This window comes from Streptomyces sp. NPDC002309 (assembly GCF_053593375.1).
The window spans coordinates 32,132-50,996 of sequence record NZ_JBSFCI010000020.1; the positions used below are offsets into that span (position 1 = coordinate 32,132).

At 69.9% G+C, this 18,865-nt stretch carries 15 protein-coding genes; 9 read left to right on the plus strand and 6 right to left on the minus strand.

The window, feature by feature from the left end; genetic code table 11:
- The first annotated feature begins 348 nt into the window (after positions 1-348).
- From ACWCPM_RS18225 to ACWCPM_RS18255, 7 genes are all read left to right on the plus strand, one after another.
- Complete coding sequence (locus ACWCPM_RS18225; protein ID WP_450977205.1) at positions 349-1,356, plus strand: LacI family DNA-binding transcriptional regulator; 1,008 nt, start codon at positions 349-351, stop codon at positions 1,354-1,356.
- 200 nt (positions 1,357-1,556) lie between these two features.
- Entirely contained in the window at positions 1,557-2,651 is a 1,095-nt protein-coding gene (locus ACWCPM_RS18230; protein WP_450977206.1) for an ABC transporter substrate-binding protein, read from the plus strand.
- A gap of 71 nt (positions 2,652-2,722) precedes the next feature.
- Positions 2,723-4,285, plus strand: a complete 1,563-nt coding sequence (locus ACWCPM_RS18235) for a sugar ABC transporter ATP-binding protein (protein WP_450977207.1) — start codon at positions 2,723-2,725, stop codon at positions 4,283-4,285.
- Positions 4,278-5,240 (plus strand): ABC transporter permease, encoded by a 963-nt coding sequence (locus tag ACWCPM_RS18240; protein ID WP_450977208.1) that lies wholly within the window; start codon positions 4,278-4,280, stop codon positions 5,238-5,240. The genes ACWCPM_RS18235 and ACWCPM_RS18240 overlap by 8 nt, the downstream gene beginning before the upstream one ends.
- Positions 5,241-5,292: 52 nt before the next feature.
- Positions 5,293-6,327, plus strand: a complete 1,035-nt coding sequence (locus ACWCPM_RS18245; RefSeq protein ID WP_450977209.1) for an ABC transporter permease — start codon at positions 5,293-5,295, stop codon at positions 6,325-6,327.
- A gap of 135 nt (positions 6,328-6,462) precedes the next feature.
- Complete coding sequence (locus ACWCPM_RS18250; RefSeq protein ID WP_450977210.1) at positions 6,463-8,829, plus strand: AbfB domain-containing protein; 2,367 nt, start codon at positions 6,463-6,465, stop codon at positions 8,827-8,829.
- 140 nt (positions 8,830-8,969) lie between these two features.
- Positions 8,970-9,548 carry a peroxiredoxin gene (locus tag ACWCPM_RS18255; RefSeq protein WP_450977211.1) on the plus strand — a complete coding sequence of 193 codons (579 nt, stop codon included), beginning with the start codon at positions 8,970-8,972 and terminating at the stop codon, positions 9,546-9,548.
- Positions 9,549-9,819: 271 nt separating this feature from the next.
- On the opposite strand, the gene ACWCPM_RS18260 is transcribed toward ACWCPM_RS18255, so the two are convergent.
- A complete protein-coding gene (locus tag ACWCPM_RS18260) occupies positions 9,820-13,110 on the minus strand; it encodes a LamG-like jellyroll fold domain-containing protein (protein ID WP_450977212.1) in 3,291 nt (1,096 codons plus the stop codon).
- 458 nt (positions 13,111-13,568) lie between these two features.
- Between ACWCPM_RS18260 and ACWCPM_RS18265 the strand changes: the two genes are divergently transcribed.
- Positions 13,569-13,997 carry a VOC family protein gene (locus tag ACWCPM_RS18265; protein WP_450977213.1) on the plus strand — a complete coding sequence of 143 codons (429 nt, stop codon included), beginning with the start codon at positions 13,569-13,571 and terminating at the stop codon, positions 13,995-13,997.
- Positions 13,998-14,022: 25 nt separating this feature from the next.
- On the opposite strand, the gene ACWCPM_RS18270 is transcribed toward ACWCPM_RS18265, so the two are convergent.
- Positions 14,023-14,646 carry a LysE family translocator gene (locus tag ACWCPM_RS18270; RefSeq protein ID WP_450977214.1) on the minus strand — a complete coding sequence of 208 codons (624 nt, stop codon included), beginning with the start codon at positions 14,644-14,646 and terminating at the stop codon, positions 14,023-14,025.
- A 188-nt stretch (positions 14,647-14,834) separates the two neighbouring features.
- Between ACWCPM_RS18270 and ACWCPM_RS18275 the strand changes: the two genes are divergently transcribed.
- Entirely contained in the window at positions 14,835-16,061 is a 1,227-nt protein-coding gene (locus ACWCPM_RS18275; RefSeq protein WP_450977215.1) for a cytochrome P450, read from the plus strand.
- Positions 16,062-16,140: 79 nt separating this feature from the next.
- On the opposite strand, the gene ACWCPM_RS18280 is transcribed toward ACWCPM_RS18275, so the two are convergent.
- The 4 genes from ACWCPM_RS18280 to ACWCPM_RS18295 are packed head-to-tail and all read right to left on the minus strand — an operon-like array spanning position 16,141 to position 18,770.
- Complete coding sequence (locus tag ACWCPM_RS18280; protein WP_450977216.1) at positions 16,141-17,403, minus strand: cytochrome P450; 1,263 nt, start codon at positions 17,401-17,403, stop codon at positions 16,141-16,143.
- A complete protein-coding gene (locus tag ACWCPM_RS18285) occupies positions 17,400-18,017 on the minus strand; it encodes a GTP-binding protein (RefSeq protein WP_450977217.1) in 618 nt (205 codons plus the stop codon). The genes ACWCPM_RS18280 and ACWCPM_RS18285 overlap by 4 nt, the downstream gene beginning before the upstream one ends.
- Complete coding sequence (locus ACWCPM_RS18290; RefSeq protein WP_450977218.1) at positions 17,998-18,354, minus strand: DUF742 domain-containing protein; 357 nt, start codon at positions 18,352-18,354, stop codon at positions 17,998-18,000. The genes ACWCPM_RS18285 and ACWCPM_RS18290 overlap by 20 nt, the downstream gene beginning before the upstream one ends.
- The gene (locus tag ACWCPM_RS18295) at positions 18,351-18,770 is read right to left on the minus strand and encodes a roadblock/LC7 domain-containing protein (protein ID WP_450977219.1); all 420 of its coding nucleotides are present in this window, start codon (positions 18,768-18,770) and stop codon (positions 18,351-18,353) included. Before ACWCPM_RS18295 ends, ACWCPM_RS18290 begins: the two co-directional genes overlap by 4 nt.
- Positions 18,771-18,865 lie beyond the last annotated feature (95 nt).

Sequence of the window (18,865 nt, forward strand, 5' to 3'; positions counted from 1 at the left end):
CGCCACGCGCTGCACCGCCACGCGCTGCACCGCCACGCGCTGCACCGCCACGCGCTGCACCGCCACGCGCTGCACCGCCACGCGCTGCACCGCCACGCGCTGCACCGCCAAGCGACCGACGGTCGAGCGACAGACGGTCGAGCGCCGCACCGGCGACAGTGACGCCGCAAAGAGAGACACCGTCCCGGCCCGCCCCCTCCGGAAGGTGCCGTCCGCTGCCTTGTCAGTACGCCGATCCCGGATATATAACGTTGTAAAGATCACCCAAAGGGACTCGGCGCACGGCTCACGGTGGCGACACGGCACCCGCACCGACCACCCGAGTCGGGCCACTTCGAAGGGAATGCCGTGCGGGTCAGCCTCAAGGACGTCGCCGCGCACGCTGGGGTCTCCATCAAGACCGTCTCCAACGTGGTGAACAACTATCAGCACGTCACACCGGCCATGCGTGAGCGCGTCCAACGGTCCATCGATGCTCTCGGCTACCAGCCCAACCTGACCGCCCGGCATCTGCGCAAGGGCCGCACGGGCATCATCGCCCTCGCCCTGCCCGAGCTGGGCAACCCGTACTTCGCCGAGCTCACCGCCGCCGTCATCAACGCCGCCGCCGCGCACGACTACATCGTGCTGCTCGACCACACCGGCGGCCGCCGTGAACAGGAGGTGCTGGTCAGCCAGGGATTCCGGGCCCGTGTCATCGACGGTCTCATCCTCAGCCCCATCGAGCTGGAGACCGACGACCTGCGCGACCGCACGGAGCAGGTGCCGCTCGTACTGCTCGGCGAGCGGGAGTACGACCTGCCCTACGACCACATCGCCATCGACAACGTCGCCGCGGCCCGCGCCGCCGTCCGGCACCTGATCGGGCTCGGGCGCCGCGAGGTGGCCTTCATCGGCGCCCGGCGCGGGCGCAGCGAGCCGGCCCAACTGCGCGTACGCGGCTGGCGCGAGGAGCTCACCGCGGCCGGACTCCCGGCCGACGACGGGCTCGTGGCCGAGACCGTCGGCTGGGGGCACGCGGACGGCGCGGCGGCCCTGACCCGCATCCTGGACAGCGGGCGACGTCCCGACGCGGTGTTCGCCTACAACGACCCGATGGCCATCGGCGCCATGCGGGCCCTGCATGAGCGAGGGCTGCGGATTCCCGGCGACATCGCGGTCGTCGGCTTCGACGACGTCGTCGAGGGGCGATTCGGCGCGGTGACCCTCACCTCCGTGTCGCCCGACAAGGCGGCCATCGGCAGGCTCGCCGTCGAGTCGGTGCTCTCGCGGCTCAACGGCGCCGCTCCCGAACCACGGCGCATCTGGGCCGACCACAGCCTGGTGGAGCGGGAGAGCACCTTGGGGCGCCGGTAAGTCGGCCCTATATGCGGCGGGTTGCGCTTCCTCACCGTCCAAGTGCCCTCGTGCAGAGGGGGTTTACAGCATCCTTCCAACGATGTAAAAACCTCTTTGCGGCGGACCTGCCAACCAATTCCGCCGGAGGGGGAGCAGTGTTCGCGCACTGTGCCGCACCTCCCCAGTTCCCTTTCAGCGTCGCCCGGATCGGGGTCACCATGCAGCGCACAACTGACCGTCCTCGCCTCCTCGCCCGACCCACGGTCGTGGCCCTGGCCGCCGCGGTGGCCCTGACCGCCACCGCCTGCGCCAAGTCGGAGGACGACGCGTCGAAGGACACCAAGTCCCCGCCCGCCGCCGGTGCCGAGCAGAAGGTCGCCTCGCCCGAGCCGGGCGGCAAGACCTGCACCGTCGACGCCTACGGCGGCGAGAAGCTCGACCTCAAGAACGCGACCGTCGGCTTCTCCCAGTCGGAGAAGGAGGCCAACCCGTTCCGCATCGCGGAGACCCAGTCCATCAAGGACGAGGCGGAGAAGCGGGGCGTCAAGCTGCTGACGGCCAACGCCCAGTCCCAGTTCTCCAAGCAGATCAGCGACGTCCAGGACCTGCTCGCCAAGGGCGCCGACCTGCTGGTCATCGCCCCGCTCAACTCCGACGGCTGGGACCCGGTGCTGCAGGCCGCGGCGGCCAAGAAGGTCCCGATCGTCACCATCGACCGCAAGATCAACGCCACCGCCTGCGAGGACTATGTCTCCTTCATCGCCTCGGACTTCGTCGAGCAGGGCCGGCGCGCCGCCGACCAGATGATCGAGGCCACGGGCGGCAAGGGCGAGGTCGCGATCCTGCTCGGTTCTGCCGGCAACAACGTCACCACCGAACGCACCAAGGGCTTCAAGGACCAGATCGCCGCCGAAGCCCCCGGCCTGAAGGTGGTGTTCGAGCAGACCGGTGACTTCGCCCGGGAGAAGGGGCAGCAGGTCACCGAGCAGCTCATCCAGTCCAAGCCCGGCATCAAGGGCATCTACGCGGAGAACGACGAGATGGGCCTCGGCGCCGTGGCCGCGCTCAAGGGCGCCGGGAAGAAGCCGGGCGACGTCAAGATCGTCACCGTCGACGGCACCCGCAACGCCGTCCAGGGCATCGTCGACGGCTGGATCAGCGGCGTCATCGAGTCCAACCCGCGCTTCGGGCCGCTGGCGTTCCAGACGCTGGACACCTTCACCAAGGGCGAGGAAGTCGCGCAGGACATCGTCATCGAGGACGGTGCCTACACCGCTGACAACGCCAAGTCGGAGATCGGCAAGGCCTACTGATCCTCCCCGGGGCCCGGACGCGCCGTCCTGGCCCCATCGCACCTTCTCGATCACTTCTCCTGGAGGCACAGGTGGCGGCACCACCCGCCGAAGTCCTCGCCGTCCGCGGCCTGAGCAAGAGCTTCCCCGGCGTCCGGGCCCTGGACGACGTGGACCTCACCCTGCACGCGGGTGAGGTGCACGCCCTCATCGGCGAGAACGGCGCCGGCAAGTCGACCCTCATCAAGCTCCTGACCGGCGTGTACCGGGCCGACGCCGGCGAGATCACCTTCCAGGGCCGCAAAGTCTCCTTCGCCACCCCCCTGGAGGCGCAGAAGGCGGGGATCTCGACGATCTACCAAGAGGTCAACCTGATCCCGCTGCTCAGCGTGGCCCGCAACCTCTTCCTGGGCCGGGAGCCGCGCAACCGCCTCGGCGTGCTGGACATCGCCCGCATGAACCGCGAGGCCGAGGATGTCCTGCGCGCCTACGGCGTCCGGGTCGACGTCCGCCGGCCGCTGCGCACCCTCGGCGTCGGTGCCCAGCAGATGGTGGCCCTGGCCCGCGCCGTGGCCACCGACGCGCGGATCGTCGTCATGGACGAGCCGACCTCCTCGCTCGAACCGCGCGAGGTGGAGACCCTCTTCTCGGTGATCCGGCGCCTGCGCGACGCCGGCATCGCGGTCGTCTACGTCAGCCACCGCCTCGACGAGCTCTACGCCGTCTGCGGCACCGTCACCGTGCTGCGCGACGGCCGTCGGGTCCACCACGGCCGGCTGGCCGACCTGGACCGGCTCACCCTGGTGTCCACCATGCTCGGCAGGGACCTGGGCGAGGTCCGCGCCGAGGGACTGACGAAGTTCACCGGCGACCACGGTGCGATCGACACCCAACCGGTTCTGGAGGCACGGGAACTGACGGTCCCACACCAGCTGCACGGCGTCTCCCTGAGCATCCGGCCGGGTGAGGTAGTCGGCCTCGGCGGCCTGCTCGGCTCCGGACGCACCGAGACGGCGAAGGCCATCTCCGGTGCCCTGCAGCCGAGTTCCGGCCGTGTGACCGTGGCCGGAGTCCCCCTGCGCGGCGGCTCGACGCCGGCCGCCATCCGGGCGGGCGTCAGCCTGCTGCCCGAGGACCGCAAGAGCGAGGGCATCGTCCCCGGTCTCTCGGTCCGCGAGAACATCGCGCTCGCCGTCCTGCCCCGCCTGTCGCGCTTCGGCCTGGTCTCCGAGTCCCGCGTCGACGGCATCGTCGACACCTTCATGAAGCGGCTGCGCATCAAGGCGTCCTCGCCGCAGCAGAAGGTCGGCGAACTGTCCGGCGGCAACCAGCAGAAGGTGCTGCTCGCCCGCTGGCTGGCGATGAACCCCAAGGTGCTGCTCCTGGACGAGCCCACCCGTGGCATCGACGTCGGCGCCAAGGCCGAGGTGCAGAAACTGGTCGACGAACTCGCCGCCGACGGCCTGGGCGTCCTGCTCATCTCCTCCGACCTGGAGGAACTGATCGAAGGGTCCGACCGCGTGGTCGTACTGAAGGACGGCGCCGTCGTCGGCGAGCTGAACGGCGACGACGTCACCGAGGACAAGCTGATGCGGACCATCGCCGGGGACGCCCCCGCGCCGGACCTGGCGAAGGAGGCGGCGACCGATGGCTGAGGCCGCCCTGCGCACCGTCCCCTTGGACAAGGCCCGCGTCCTGCAATGGCTGCAGACCTACGGCGTCTACGCCGGAGTGGCCGTCCTGCTCGTCGTCAACATCGTCATCACCCCGTACTTCCTGTCCGCGGAGAACTTCCGCACCCAGGCCGTGCAGGTCGCGCCGGTCATCATCGTCGCCCTCGGCATGGCACTGGTCATCGGCACCGAGGGCGTCGACCTGTCGGTCGGCGCCGTGATGGCGCTGGCGGCCTCCGTCACCGCCCTCTACCTCGGCTACGGCCTGCTGCCCGCGCTGCTGGTGGTGGCCGTCTTCGCCGCTGCCGTCGGTCTGGCCAACGGCGCGCTGGTCGCGTTCGTCGGGGTGCAGCCGATCGTCGCCACCCTGGCGCTCATGGTCGGCGGCCGGGGCCTGGCGCTGGTCCTGCTGCCGCAGCTGGAGGACCTGCGCAACCCCGCACTGGCCTCCCTCGGCTCCGGCGACCTCCTCGGCATCCCGTATCTGATCCTGATCGCTGCCGGCCTGGCACTGCTGCTGGCCTTCGTGGTCCGCCGCACCACCTTCGGCCGCCAACTTCTCGCGATCGGCGACAGCCGCCCCGCGGCACAGCTCGCCGGACTGCCCGTACGCCGCGTACTGATCATCGTGTACGTCGTCTGCGCCCTGCTCGCCGCAGTCGCCGGAGTGCTCGCCACCGCGCGCCTCCAGGCCAGCGACCCGACCTCCCTCGGCAACCTGATGGAGCTCTCCGCCATCACCGCGGTCGTCGTCGGCGGCACCCCGCTGACCGGCGGCCGGGTCAACATCGCCGGCACCGTGGCGGGCGCCGTCCTGATCCAGCTGCTGACGGCCACCCTCATCAAGCACGATCTGCCGCCCTCCTGGACCCAGATCGCCCAGGCCATAGTGATCGTCGCCGCCGTGTACGCGGCACGGGGACGGGGGAAGCGATGACGACCACGGGAACGGGCGCGTCCGTGACCATGGCGAGCGAGCGGGGGAAGCGATGACCGCCACGAGGACGGAGGCACCCGTGACCACCGCGAGCAAGCAGCCGTCGGGGGAGACCGAACCGGTCGGCTCCGCCCGCTCCGAACGGCTCAGCGCCCTGATCCAGCAGCACGGCGCACTGGCCGTGCTGGTGCTCGTCTGCCTGGTGGCGTCGTTCAGCTTCGACTCCTTCGCCACCGGCGACAACATCGGCAACATGGCCACCAGTTCGGCGTTCCTCGCGATCGTCGCCCTCGGCATGACCTTCGTGATCATCACCGGTGGCATCGACCTCTCGGTCGGGTCCCTGTTCGCGCTCGGCGGGGTCCTGGCCGCCTGGGGATCACGCCACGGCACCCTGGTCGCCCTGTTGCTGCCCCTCGCGGTCTGCGGCCTGATCGGCGTGGTCAACGGGCTGCTCGTGGCCCGCTCCCGGCTGGCCCCCTTCATCGTCACCCTGGCCGCGATGCTCGGCGCGCGCGGCCTGATGCTGGCCATCACGGACGAGGGCGCGGACACCTTCCTGATCGGCAAGGGCTCCTTCCTCGCAGAACTGGGCCAGGGCACCACCCTCGGCCTCGGAAACCCCGTGTGGATCACGCTCGGCCTGTTCGCCGCCGGAGCGGTGGTGCTGCGCCGCACCCGCTTCGGGCAGCACGTCTACGCCGTCGGCGGCAACGAGGACGCGGCAGCCCTGATGGGAGCCCCGGTCGCCCGGACCAAGATCCTCGTCTACACCCTGTCCGGACTGCTGGCCGGGCTGGCCGGAGCCCTCAACGCCGCCTGGCTCGCCTCCGGCGTGACCATCCTCGGCAACGGCATGGAACTCGAGGCCATCTCCGCCGTGGTCATCGGCGGCACCCTGCTCACCGGCGGCCTCGGCTACGTCAGCGGCTCGCTGGTCGGCGTCCTGCTGCTCAAGGTCATCCAGAACGTCATCAACCAGATCGGCTCCCTCGACTCCTCGTATCAGCAGGTCGTCAGCGGCGCCTTCCTGGCGGTGGTCGTCGTCGCCCAGACCTGGCTGGGCCGACGAAGGCAACTCATGTGAGAACGCCGGACGTGGCGGCCGCGCGACACGCGATCCCGGCCGCCTCGTCCGGATCCAGGCAGGCCGGGGTGTCTCAGCGCCCGGCCGCCGTCCGCACACGCACGTCTCCGCATCCCCACCAGCGAAGGAGTCACGATGCGTCCCACGTCACCCGCACCGCGCCGCCCGAGTGCCTGGCTCAGACGGACGGCGCGGTGGGCCACCACCGCGCTGGCCGCGCTGACCCTCGTCGGCGGTACGGGCCTCACGGCCACCGGCACCGCCACCGCCGCGCCCCGGGCGTGGACCCCCAAACCGTCCCCCATGACCACCCCCTGGACGAACCAGGTGCCCACCGACACGCCCCTGCCGGAGTACCCGCGCCCCCAGCTCGCCCGGCCCGACTGGGCCAACCTCAACGGCATCTGGGACTTCGCCGTCACCGCCGCGAACGCCGGCCAGCCCGCGTCCTTCGCCGAGCAGATCCGCGTCCCGTTCGCCGCCGAGTCCGCCCTCTCCGGCATCCAGCGCCGCATCACCCAGAACGACAAGCTCTGGTACAAGCGCACCTTCACGGTCCCGGCCGGCTGGAACGGCCGCCGCGTCCAGCTCCACTTCGGCGCCAGCGACTGGCGCACCACCGTGTGGGTCAACGGCCGCCAGGCGGGAGCCGTCCACAGCGGAGGCTTCGACGCCTTCACCCACGACATCACCGACCTCCTCAACGGCGGCACCAATACCCTCGTCGTCTCCGTGTGGGACCCCAGCGAGACCGGCAGCCAGGCGGTCGGCAAGCAGCGCATCCGTGACGTCGCCCCACACCCCGGCGGCGGCATCTTCTACACCGCCGCGTCCGGCATCTGGCAGACGGTCTGGCTCGAACCCACGGCGCCCGCGCACATCGCGCGCCTCGACATGGTCCCGGACCTGGCGAACAACCGCCTCAAGGTCACCGTCCGCGGCGCCGGCACCAGCGGCCACCAGGCCCGTGTCACCGTCTCCACCGGCGGTACCACCATCGGCACGGCCACCGGCCCTGTCGGCACCGAGTTCACCGTCCCGGTCCCCAGCCCCCGCCTGTGGACCCCCGAGGACCCGTTCCTCTACGACGTGAAGGCCGACCTGCTCTCCGGCGGCACGACCGTCGACTCCGTCGGCAGCTACACCGGCATGCGCTCCGTCGGCCTCGCCCGCGTCGACGGCCTGCTGCGGCCCGTCCTCAACGGGCGGTTCGTCTTCCAGACCGGCACGCTGGACCAGGGCTACTGGCCCGACGGCATCTACACCGCGCCCACCGACGCGGCCCTGCGCCACGACCTCCAGAAACACAAGGACCTCGGCTTCAACATGGTCCGCAAGCACATCAAGGTCGAACCTCAACGCTGGTTCCACTGGGCCGACCGGCTCGGCCTGCTGGTCTGGCAGGACATGCCCTCCATGGACCTGCGCACCCCCGACGCCGCCGCCCGCACCCAGTGGGAGGCCGAGTACGACCGCGTCATCGACCAGCACCGCAGCTCACCCTCACTGGTCATGTGGGTCAACCAGAACGAGGGCTGGGGCCAGTACGACCAGGCCCGTATCGCCACCGAGGTGAAGGCGTACGACCCCTCCCGCCTGGTGAACAACATGAGCGGCGTCAACTGCTGCGGTGCCGTCGACGGCGGCAACGGCGACGTCGTCGACCACCACGTCTACGTCGGGCCGGGCACCACCGTGCCCAGCGCCACCCGGGCGGCCGTGCTCGGCGAGTTCGGCGGCCTCGGCTTCAAGGTCGCGGGCCACGAGTGGTACCCCGGCGGCGGCTTCAGCTACGAGGACCAGCCGAGCCTCGCCCACCTGAACAACCGCTTCACCGGCCTGATCGACGCCATCCGCGAGGTGCGCATGCCGCGCGGCCTGTCCGCCTCGGTCTACACCGAGATCACCGACGTCGAGAACGAGGCCAACGGCCTGCTCACCTACGACCGCCAGGTCGTCAAGGTCGACGAGGCCAGGATCAGGGCCGCCAACCGCGCGCTCATCGACGCCTCCCGCGGCTCCACCACCCCGCTCACCCTGCCCGCCGGCCAGTACAGGTCACTGCGCGTGACCACACCCGGCCACACCGACCGCTACGTGCGCCACAAGGATGGCGCGGCCTTCACGGAGGTCGTCGGCAGCGGCAGCGACGCCCTGCTGAAGAACGACGCCACCTGGAAGATCGTCCCCGGCCTCGCCGACAACACCTGCTACAGCTTCGAGTCGCGCAACTACCCCGGCGAGTACCTGCGGCACCGCGAGTACCGCGTGTACAAGGAGGCGGGCAGCGGCGATCTCTTCCGGGCCGACGCCACCTTCTGCCCGGTCCGGGGTGCGAACGGGGGAGTGCGGCTGTCGGCGTACAACTTCCCGGAGCAGTATCTGCGCCACTACGACGCCCAGTTGTGGCTCGCCACCCCGGGCGGCACGCACACCTGGGACAACCCCGCGCTGTTCACGGAGGACACCACGTGGACGGTGGAGGCACCGTGGGCCCCGTGATCCGGGCGTAGGGCACAGGGCCGAGCGGGCGGCGGCGCGTCGTGGAACGCGCCGCCGCTTCGGCACGCCCCGCCCCGTGCACCAGGAGCGTGGGTCGGCATCGGTCGGCGGGACGGCCGGGTCGTGTATAGCATCGGCATATGCCTCATGATCCGACTGTTCTTCCCCCGGATCTGCCTGTGCCGGTCGACGACGGGGCGTGCGCGGGTCTGCCGGGTACCGCGATGCCCGAGCTGAGCCTGATGTCGACGGACGGGCGGCCGGTCAGGGTCGATCGGGCGAGGGGGCAGAGTGAGCGCCTTGTCCTCTTCGCCTATCCGCGGACCGGACGTCCGGACAGAGATCCGCTTGTTCCGCACTGGGACCTCATCCCGGGCGCCCGTGGCTGCACACCGGAGTCCTGCGCCTTCCGTGACCTTGCCGAAGACCTGCGAGCGGCCGGCGCCGAGGTCATGGGCCTGTCCACTCAGGACAGCGCCTACCAGCGGGAAGCCGTTCAGCGGCTCCACCTGCCCTACCCGCTGCTCAGCGACGCGGACCTGGAACTGACCCGGACTCTTCGTCTGCCCACCTTCGAAGCCGCCGGACAGACCCTGCTGCGCCGCTTCACGCTCGTGATCCGCGACGGATCGATCGAGCACTGCTTCTACCCGGTCTTCCCGCCTGACCGGCACCCCGAGGAAGTCCTCGCCTGGCTGCGAGCGCACAGCGTGGGATGACTCCGGTCCGGGTGATCGGGGGAATCTTCGCATCAGAGGTCCGGGAATGTGGTGCCTGGCCCATCGCCATCGCCATCGCCGGCGCCGGCGGCAGGCAAGGGGCGTGGGCGTGCCGGAGTGCGCCGACGGCGGCTGGACCAAGCCGGGTACACGCCAACCGGCCATCAGGACATGCTCGTTCGCCGAGGTCGCGGTCTCGCCCCGGCGCCACGACAACGCGAAGGGCCCCGGCGCGGGTGCTTCCCGCCGGGGCCCTCGCCTCACCGCTCCGCTACGGCTTCTCGTCCGTGTGGAGCGCGCTCACCTCCTCGGCGGTGAGCGCCTTGTCGAAGGCGTGTACCTCGTCGACAGAGCCGTTCCAGTAGTCCGTCCTGTTCCCGTCCCACTGGGCGCGGCCCAGCGTCAGGGCACCGGTGCTGGGGTAGACCGCACCGCCGGTGACGGTCGCCGCCGGCTTCCCGTCGACGTACAGCGTGATGGTGTCGTCCGTGCCGTCGCGGACGCCGACGAGGTGGTACCAGCGCCCCTTGTCCGGGGTGGTCACCAGCCGGGCCCGGTTGCCTCCCGGGGTGCTGAAGGCGAACGCGCCCTGCCCGTACTGGAGGTAGAACGGGCTGGCCTGGCGCCGGGTGTCCTGGCTGACCGCGGTCGCGTAGTTGCCCGGCAGCTCGTCCAGCCGCACCCAGGCGGACACCGAGTAGCTCCCGGTGGTGTCGAGCACCGGCCCGTCCGTCTCGGCGTATTGGCCCTGGCCGTCGAACTTCAGCGCGCTGCCGCTGACGCCCGGTGTCCAGGCGGTGCCCTCGGTGAGGGTCAGGGACCTCGCGTTAGGGCCGTCGTCCTTCGCGGTGGTCCCGGTGCCCTCGTCGAGAGCCCAGTGCCCGCCGCCCGTCAGTGGCTGCCGCTCGCCCGCGGCGGCGCCGGCGGCGACGACCTCACGGTTGATCTCACGGACCCTGACCGGGTCGACCTTGATCTCCCGGCGGTCGTACGTGTACAGGCCGTTGAGCTCGTTCTCCAGGTCGGTGATCTGGGTGTAGACCGAGCCGGACAGCTCGGCCCCGGCCTGGTCGAGATAGAACTCCTCGGTGTTCTCGACGTACTTGCGCGTCAGCGCCTCCTTGTCGGCGACACCGCTGTAGATCACCGTCGGAGCGCCGGGCCACATGTGTCCCGGGGTGCGCAGGACGAAGCCGCCGTGCTCGCCGTCCATCGCGGCCCGGTGGTCGGGGAACGGCGGGTCCTCGTTGTTGTAGTCGTGGTGGTCGATGATGTCGCCCTTGCCCGAATCGCCCTTCGAGTTGCAGCAGTTGACACCGCTGTGGGCGTTCACGACGCGGGAGGGGTCGGCCTGCTTCACGGACTCGGCGATCCGGCCGGTCTCCGCGCGATCCCACTCGCCCCAGCCCTCGTTGAAGACGATCCAGCTGATCACGGAGGGCGAGTTGTGGTGCTCCCGCATCACCTCCCTGCCCTGGTCGACGAAGGCGCGCCGCCCGGTCTCGTTGGTGATGTTGCCGGAGACGAAGTCCTGCCAGACCAGCAGACCGAGCCGGTCCGCGTGGTAGAACCAGCGCGGCGACTCCACCTTGATGTGCTTGCGGACGGCGTTGAAGCCCAGCCGCTTGTGCGCCTCGAGGTCGAACGCGAGGGCCTCGTCGCTCGGCGCCGTGTACAGACCGTCCGGCCAGAAACCCTGGTCGAGCGTCGCCAGCGAGAAGATCGGCTTCCCGTTCAGCACCAGCTTCTGGAACCCGCCGACCTTCTCGACCCCTATCTCGCGCATCCCGAAGTAGCTGCCGACCCTGTCGCTCGACCTGCCGTCGGTGAGCCTGACGTCGAGGTCGTAGAGGTAGGGGTCGTCCGGGCTCCACAGGTGCCGGCCGGCCACCGGCAGCCGCAGCCGCTCGTTGGCCGGCCCGCTGACCTTGCCGACCACCTTGCCGCGCCTGTCGCGGGCGACGGCCTCCACCCGGGCGCCCGCGGACGCCTTGTCCGACTCCACCGTCACGGCGAGGCTGCTCGTGTCGATGTCCGGGGTGGTGACAACGTTATCGATGGCAGTCGTGGCCACCGGTTCCATCCAGACGGTCTGCCAGATGCCCGACGACTGGGTGTAGAAGATGCCGCCGGGGTTGACCGACTGCTTGCCCATCGGCTGGTCGGCGCCGCCGGTGTCGGTGACGGCGACGACGACCTCCTGCGGGCCGGTGCCCTTGAGCGCGTCCGTGATGTCGGCGCTGAAGGCGTCGTAACCGCCGGTGTGCCGGGCGACCTGTGTGCCGTTGACCCAGACCCGCGCGTGGTAGTCGACGGCGCCGAAGTTGAGCTTCAGCCGGTTGCCGTCGCCCGCCTTGCCGACCTTCCAGTCCTTTGGCACGTTCACCAGCTTGCGGTAGAACATGTGGTCCTCGTGCCGCTCCAGCCCGGAGAGCTGCGACTCGACCGGGAACGGCACGACGATCTTCTCGTCGAGGTCCTTGCCGAACACGGGCTGTTCGCCGGCCGTGGCGCCGCTGAACTGCCAGGAGCCGTTCAGGTTCTTCCACTTGGCGCGCACCTGCTGAGGGCGCGGGTACTCCGGCAGCGGGTTCTTCTCGTCGAGCCGGTCGCCCCAGGTCGTGGTGAGCCGGTGCGTGGAGGCGTTCTCGGCGTAGCGGATGACCTTCGGCACGGTCTCGCCGCCGGCCGTCAGGCCGCCCTCGCCGTCGTAGGTGACCCGCACCTGCTGGTTCTTCTGGATGGGCTCGGCCAGCGTCACGAGCAGCGAGTCGCGGTCACCGGGAGCGGCGGTCACCGACTTCAGGGGCATCGCGGTGGTGTCCACCTCGACCTTCAGGTGGTCCTTCACCGAGCGCAGATCACCGACCCGGCCCTCGAACCGGGCCCGCAGCCGGCGTCCGTCCGCCCCGACGGACATCTCCACCGGGTAGACCTCGAAGCCCTCCGGCGGGGTGAACGCGGACATGGGCACGAGCTGCTTGGGCTGGTCCGGGGTCGACCAGCGCAGGAACATGTTGGCGCCGCCGAAGTCCTGGAACATCTCCAGCCGGAAGTCGTGCTTCTCTCCGGCCGTCAGTCTGATCGGCGCGCTCGTCTGTTCCCGGTCCCAGTCCGGTTCCCAGTGGTCGATGACCGGCTCGCCGTCGAGGAAGAGACGGAAGCCGTTGTCGCCGATGGCGTGGAAGGTGTAGTCACCGGTGGCCGGTGCCTCGATCCGCCCTGTCCAGCGGGCCGTCGTGTGTTCCGTCCTGCCGTTCAGCTCCTGGAACGTGCCGGTCAGGCCGGAGAAGTTGATCTGCGGCTCGAGCAGCGTGCCCCCGAGCTGGGCGAAGTCCCGGGCGCCGGGCGCGGACATGCTGAAGTACTCGCCCTTCAGACCGTGCACCTCGACGTCGGACTGTCCGGCGGCGGACTGTCCGGCGGCGGGGGGCGCCGACGTGGGGCCGGCCGGCTGCGCGGCGGTGGCGGTGGCGGCCAGGCCGCCGGGAGGCAGCACCAGGGCCGCCGCGGTCAGCAGCGCCCACATTCCGGCTCGCGGGCGGATGTGTTGTCTTGTCATCGAACCTTTCCTCGCACGAAGGCCCTCGACCTCGACCGGTCACAGGCGAACGCCGGTACGGGTGCGGTCAGACGGCTCTTTCAACGTTGGAAATCCTGCGACAGCGGAATGACAACACGCTCTCGGGTGGCTGTCCAGACCTCGCGCGTCCCGGGGCCGACATGACGTCACGGGCAGTCGGAAGCAGAGGAGTTGGGCGCGGCGCGCCCGTCTGCGGAAGAGGAGGAGGTCAACGAGGGGTGGGACATGAGGATTTCATCCGATGTACCGCAGGAACGCCCCGGTCGGCCCGCCGGCCCTCGCACTGCGCCCGTGTGGTGCGAGGGAGAGGCGCACCCTCGTCCTGTGCACAGCGCTGCTGATCGGGATCGGCCCGCGCCTGACCTGAGCCCTCAAGCAGCGATTCCGTGGCGAAAACACCGCCGCCGCGGAGTGGCTGCTCCTGTTATGGTGCGCCGATGTCCTCGATCAAGCAGGTCCAAGTCACCTTCGACTGCGCGGAACCCGAGCGCGTCGCGCGATTCTGGTGCGAGGTGCTGGGGTACGTCGTACCGCCACCGCCGGAAGGGTTCGCCACATGGGACGACTTCGACCGCTCCCAGGCTCCCGACGAGCGTGGCGCGTGGTTCGCCTGCGTCGATCCCTCGGGTGCGGACCCGCGCCTGTTCTTCCAGCGTGTCCCCGAAGGCAAGGTCGTCAAGAATCGGGTGCACCTCGATGTGAGGGTCGGTACCGGCCTGGTGGGTGAGGAGCGCCTCGCCAAGCTCGAGGCCGAGTGCACACGACTGGTCGCGCTCGGCGCGGTACGCGTGCGGCTCCTGTACGACGGCCATGACGCGTGCATCGTCATGCAGGACATCGAGGGCAACGAGTTCTGTCTCGACTGAGCGTTCGGCGGTCGAGAGGGTTGTTTCAGGACTCGACGGCCAGACGCGCCCCGATCCCGACCAGCAACGCCCCGGAGAGCTGTTCCGTCCGGCGGCGGACGGACTGCCGCTGGAGCACCCCCGCGGCACGTCCGGCGAGCCACACCAAGGGGAGGTACCAGAGCAGATCGACCACGGCCCAGATCACGGAGAGGGCGAGCAGCGTCGGAAGCACCGGCGCGCCGTGCGGCACGAACTGCGGCAGGAAGGAGACGGCGAACACGCCGGCCTTCGGATTGGCGCAGTTGGTGACCAGCCCCTGCCTGTACGCCTTCCCCAGCGACACCGCGGCTGTCTCCGCGGGCCCGCCGTCCGCCCTGCGGGTCCGCCTCGCCTGCCACAGGGCACGCGCGCCCATCCACACGAGCACCCCGGCACCGGTGATCCGGATGACGTCGTAGGCGACCTGCGAGGCCAGCAGCAGGGCGGAGAGCCCGAAGGCCGCGGCGAGGCCCCACAGCAGGACGCCGCACTCGTTGCCCCCGACCGTGGCCATCCCGCTCCTTCGGCCGTTCAGCACCGTTCTGCGCAGGATCACGACCGTGCTCGGCCCGGGGACCATGGCGATCAGGAGCGCGGCACCCGCGAACGCAACGACGGAAGTCATCATCCGCTCAGCATCCCCAGGCGTGCCGACGTTCCACAAGGCCGCAGGACGCCCGGCTTCGGCCGCCGGACCCGGCAGCCACTGCTCCAAGATCGATAACGTTTTCAACTATGACCAGGAGTAACCTGTTTGAGCCAGGGAAAGATCATTAACCTGCTGTGCGACGGCATGCGTCCATTCAGAGGAGTTCCGTGTCCACTGCCCAGCAAGCCCCCGACATCCTGTCCCCCGAGTTCGCCGCGAACCCCTATCCCGCGTACGCGGTGATGCGCGAGAAAGAACCGCTGATCTGGCACGAAGCCACCCAGAGCTACATCATCTCCCGCTACGAGGACGTCGAACGTGTCTTCAAGGACAAGCAGTCCGAGTTCACGACCGACAACTACAACTGGCAGCTGGAGCCCGTCCACGGTAAGACGATCCTCCAGCTCAGTGGCCGGGAACATGCGGTGCGGCGCGCCCTCGTCGCCCCCGCGTTCCGGGGCAGCGACCTCCAGGAGAAGTTCCTGCCCGTGATCGAGCGGAACTCCCGTGAACTCATCGACGCCTTCCGGCAGTCCGGCTCCGCGGACATCGTCAGCGACTACGCCACCCGGTTCCCGGTCAATGTGATCGCGGACATGCTCGGCCTGGACAAGGCCGACCACGCCCGCTTCCACCGCTGGTACACCGCGGTGATCGCGTTCCTCGGCAACCTGTCCGGCGACGCCGAGGTGACCGCCGCCGGCGAGCGCACGCGGGTGGAGTTCGCCGAGTACATGATTCCGATCATCCAGGAGCGGCGCGACAACCTCGGCGACGACCTGCTGTCCGCCCTGTGCGCCGCCGAGGTCGACGGTGTGCGGATGAGCGACGAGGACATCAAGGCGTTCTGCAGCCTCCTGCTGGCCGCCGGCGGCGAGACCACCGACAAGGCGATAGCGAGCATCCTCGCCAACCTGCTGATGAACCCGGACCAGTTGGCCGCCGTCCGTGAGGACCGCAGCCTCATATCGGCCGCCTTCGCCGAGACGCTGCGCTTCACCCCGCCGGTGCACATGATCATGCGGCAGGCGGCCACCGACGTCGAGGTCTCCGGCGGCACCATCCCGAAGGGCTCCACGGTGACCTGCCTGATCGGGTCGGCGAACCGGGACGAGCGTCGTTACCGCGAGCCGGACCGGTTCGACATCTTCCGTGACGACCTCTCCACGACGTCCGCGTTCTCGGCCGCGGCCGACCACCTGGCCTTCGCGCTCGGCCGGCACTTCTGCGTCGGTGCGCTGCTGGCCAAGGCGGAGGTCGAGACCGGCGTGAACCAACTGCTCGACGCCATGCCCGACCTCCGCCTCGCCGACGGGTTCGACCCGGCCGAGCAGGGAGTATTCACCCGCGGACCACAGTCGCTGCCGGTGCGCTTCACCCCGGTCGCGGGCTGATCGCGGGCCCGACAACCGCACGCGTGCCCTCCGCGGGCCGGGGATCGTCCAGGATCACGCCGGCCCGCGGAGGGTGCGGTCACAGCGCCGGCGTGAACTGCACCGGCAGGGACGCCAGGCCGCGCATCCAGATGGACGGCCGCCAGGTCAACTGCTCCGGATCCACGCCCAGCACCAGGTCCGGCAGGCGTTCCAGCAGCGTCTCCACCGCCGTACGGGCCATCACGTCCGCCAGGAGCGGCGCCGGATAGGGGCAGCGGTGCTCACCGTTGCTGAAGGACAGATGCGCGGAGTTCTCGGCACCGACGTGCGCCTCGGGCCAGATCTGCGGGTCCGTGTTGGCCGCCGCGAGCCCGAGGACGAGGCAGTCGCCCTCACGGATGAGCCGTCCGCCGAGCTGCGTGTCGCGTACCGCCCAGCGGCCGATGAAATTCTGTGTCGGGGTGTCCAGCCACAGCACCTCGTTGAGCGCGTCACCGACGCTGACCCGGCCTCCGGAGACGTTGACCGCGAAGCGCTCGTCGGTCAGCAGCAGTCGCAGGGTGTTGCAGATCCAGTTGGCCGTCGGCTGCTGCGCCGCCGCGATGACGGAGATCAGGTCCTGGACGATCTCCTCGTCGGTGAGACCGGCGGGGTCGAGGATCATCCGCGACGTGACGTCGGGGCCGGGGCTCTCCCGCTTCTCCTTGACCAACTGCGCGATCCGGGCCCCGACGCGCATGTACGCCGCCACCGGGTCGTCGCCCTCACCGGCGTCGAGTGAGATCCGTAGATCGTCGATGAGCTTCTCGGTGTCCGCGCTGCCCTGCGGCACGCCGCACATCCACAGCACCGCGCGAGCGGGCAGGGCGTGCGCGTACGCGCTCATCAGCTCGGCCTGCCCGCTGCCGGCGAACTCCGTGATCAAGTGCTCGGCGATCGCCTGGCACTCGCGGGCCAGTTCGAACTGGTCGATGCCCTCGAGCGCATGGGTGATCACACCGGCCCGGCGCTGGTGCTCCTGGCCCTCGGTGAACAGCACCGACGGCTGGTGGCCGACGAACGGCAGCAGGGGCCAGTCCTCGGGGATGTGCGGCCACTGGTTCCAGCGCCGGGAGTCCCGGGCGAACAGCTCGTCGTGGCTGGTGACATAGCTGACCTCGGGATACCCGAGGACGAGCCAAGCGGGGATGCCGCCGTCCAGGAGCACCGGCGCGACCGCCCCGTGCTCCGTGCGCATGGCGCGATACAGCTGAGAGGGCGTCTGCTGGTATTCCAGACCGCCCAGTTGAACGGCGGAGGCATGCGCCGGGCAGCCCGGTGGCGGTGTGTTCGTGGACGGGGCGCCGGTGTCGTCGCTCACGATGTCCCCTCACGGGAGAGTGCCAGTGTGTAGAGGTGGTCGACGAGGGTGATCAGCACTTCCTTGCCCGAGGATCTGACCCGTGCGTCGCAGTCGACCATGGGCACGTGGTCACCGAGGGCGAGGGCTTGGCGTATCTCGTCCAGCGAGAACCGGCTCGCGTCGTTGTCGAACCTGTTGACGGCCACCACGAAGGGCGTCTTGTGGTGCTCCAGCCGGTCGATCGCGTACCAGGAGTCCGCCATGCGCCGGGTGTCGACCAGGACCACCGCGCCCAGCGTGCCGGAGAACAGCCGGTCCCACAGGAACCAGAAGCGTTCCTGGCCCGGCGCGCCGAACAGGTACAGCACCATCCGCTCGTTGAGTGTGATGCGCCCGAAGTCGAACGCGACGGTCGTCGTGGTCTTGCGCTCCACCCCGGCCGTCTCGTCCACGCCCTCACCCGCCTGCGTCATCACCTCCTCGGTGTTCAGCGGCCGGATCTCGCTCACGGAGCGGACCAGGGTCGTCTTCCCGACGCCGAAACCACCCACGACGACGATCTTCAAACCGGTCTCGGCGGCATCGGCCAGCGGCGTGCGCTGCGAGGGCAGCTCAGAGGTTGCGGAGCCCATGGAGCACCTCCTGGAGCAGGGCGGTTTCGGGGAGAGCCGCGACGGACTCGGCCGCGCGGGGGTGACGAGCACTCACCTTGCCCATGTCGTGCAGGTCACCGAGGAGGATCCGCACGACCGTGATGGGCAGCTTCAGCTCGGCGGAGAGCTCGACCAGCGCCGTCGGATGCCGGCACAGCTCGAGAATCCGCACGTGCTCGGACTGCATTCCCGGTGTGGGCTCGCACTCACTGACGATCAGCGTCACCAGGTCGAACGAGTCGTCGGCCTCGCTACGACCGCCCGTGACCGTGTGGAGCCGGTCCGGGACGCCGATGTCCACGGGCTTGCGGGTCACGCGGAGGCGCCCCGTGCGACGGTCGTGCGCGGCTCGGCCCGCAGGTGGTCGCCGATCTGGTCCACGAGCTCCGTCATCTGATGGCCGACCACCCCCGGGTCCGCGCTGTCTTCGGCGAGGACGGCGAGGTGCGCGCCGTCACCGGCCCCCACGATGAAGAGCAGCCCGCCGTGGAACTCGGTCATGGAGTGCCGGACGCCGCCCGATCCGTCGCCGAACTCCACGGAGGCGCCTTGGGCGAGCGCCTGCATGCCGGAGCAGATCGCGGCCAGTTGGTCGGCCTGGTCCAGGGTCAGATGTTCCGTCCAGCACAGTTTCAGACCGTCCCGGGACAGCACGAGGGCGTGACGGGTGCCCGGCGTGCGCTCCAAGAGGTTCATCAAGAGCCAGGTCAGGCTGTTGTCGGTGGTCTCCATGACGGGCGGGGCGGGACATGACCGATTGACGGTCACCCGACCCGTTCCTCCATTCAAAAGGGGTGCGGCGAATCAGTGGGGAGAAGTCGGGCTGA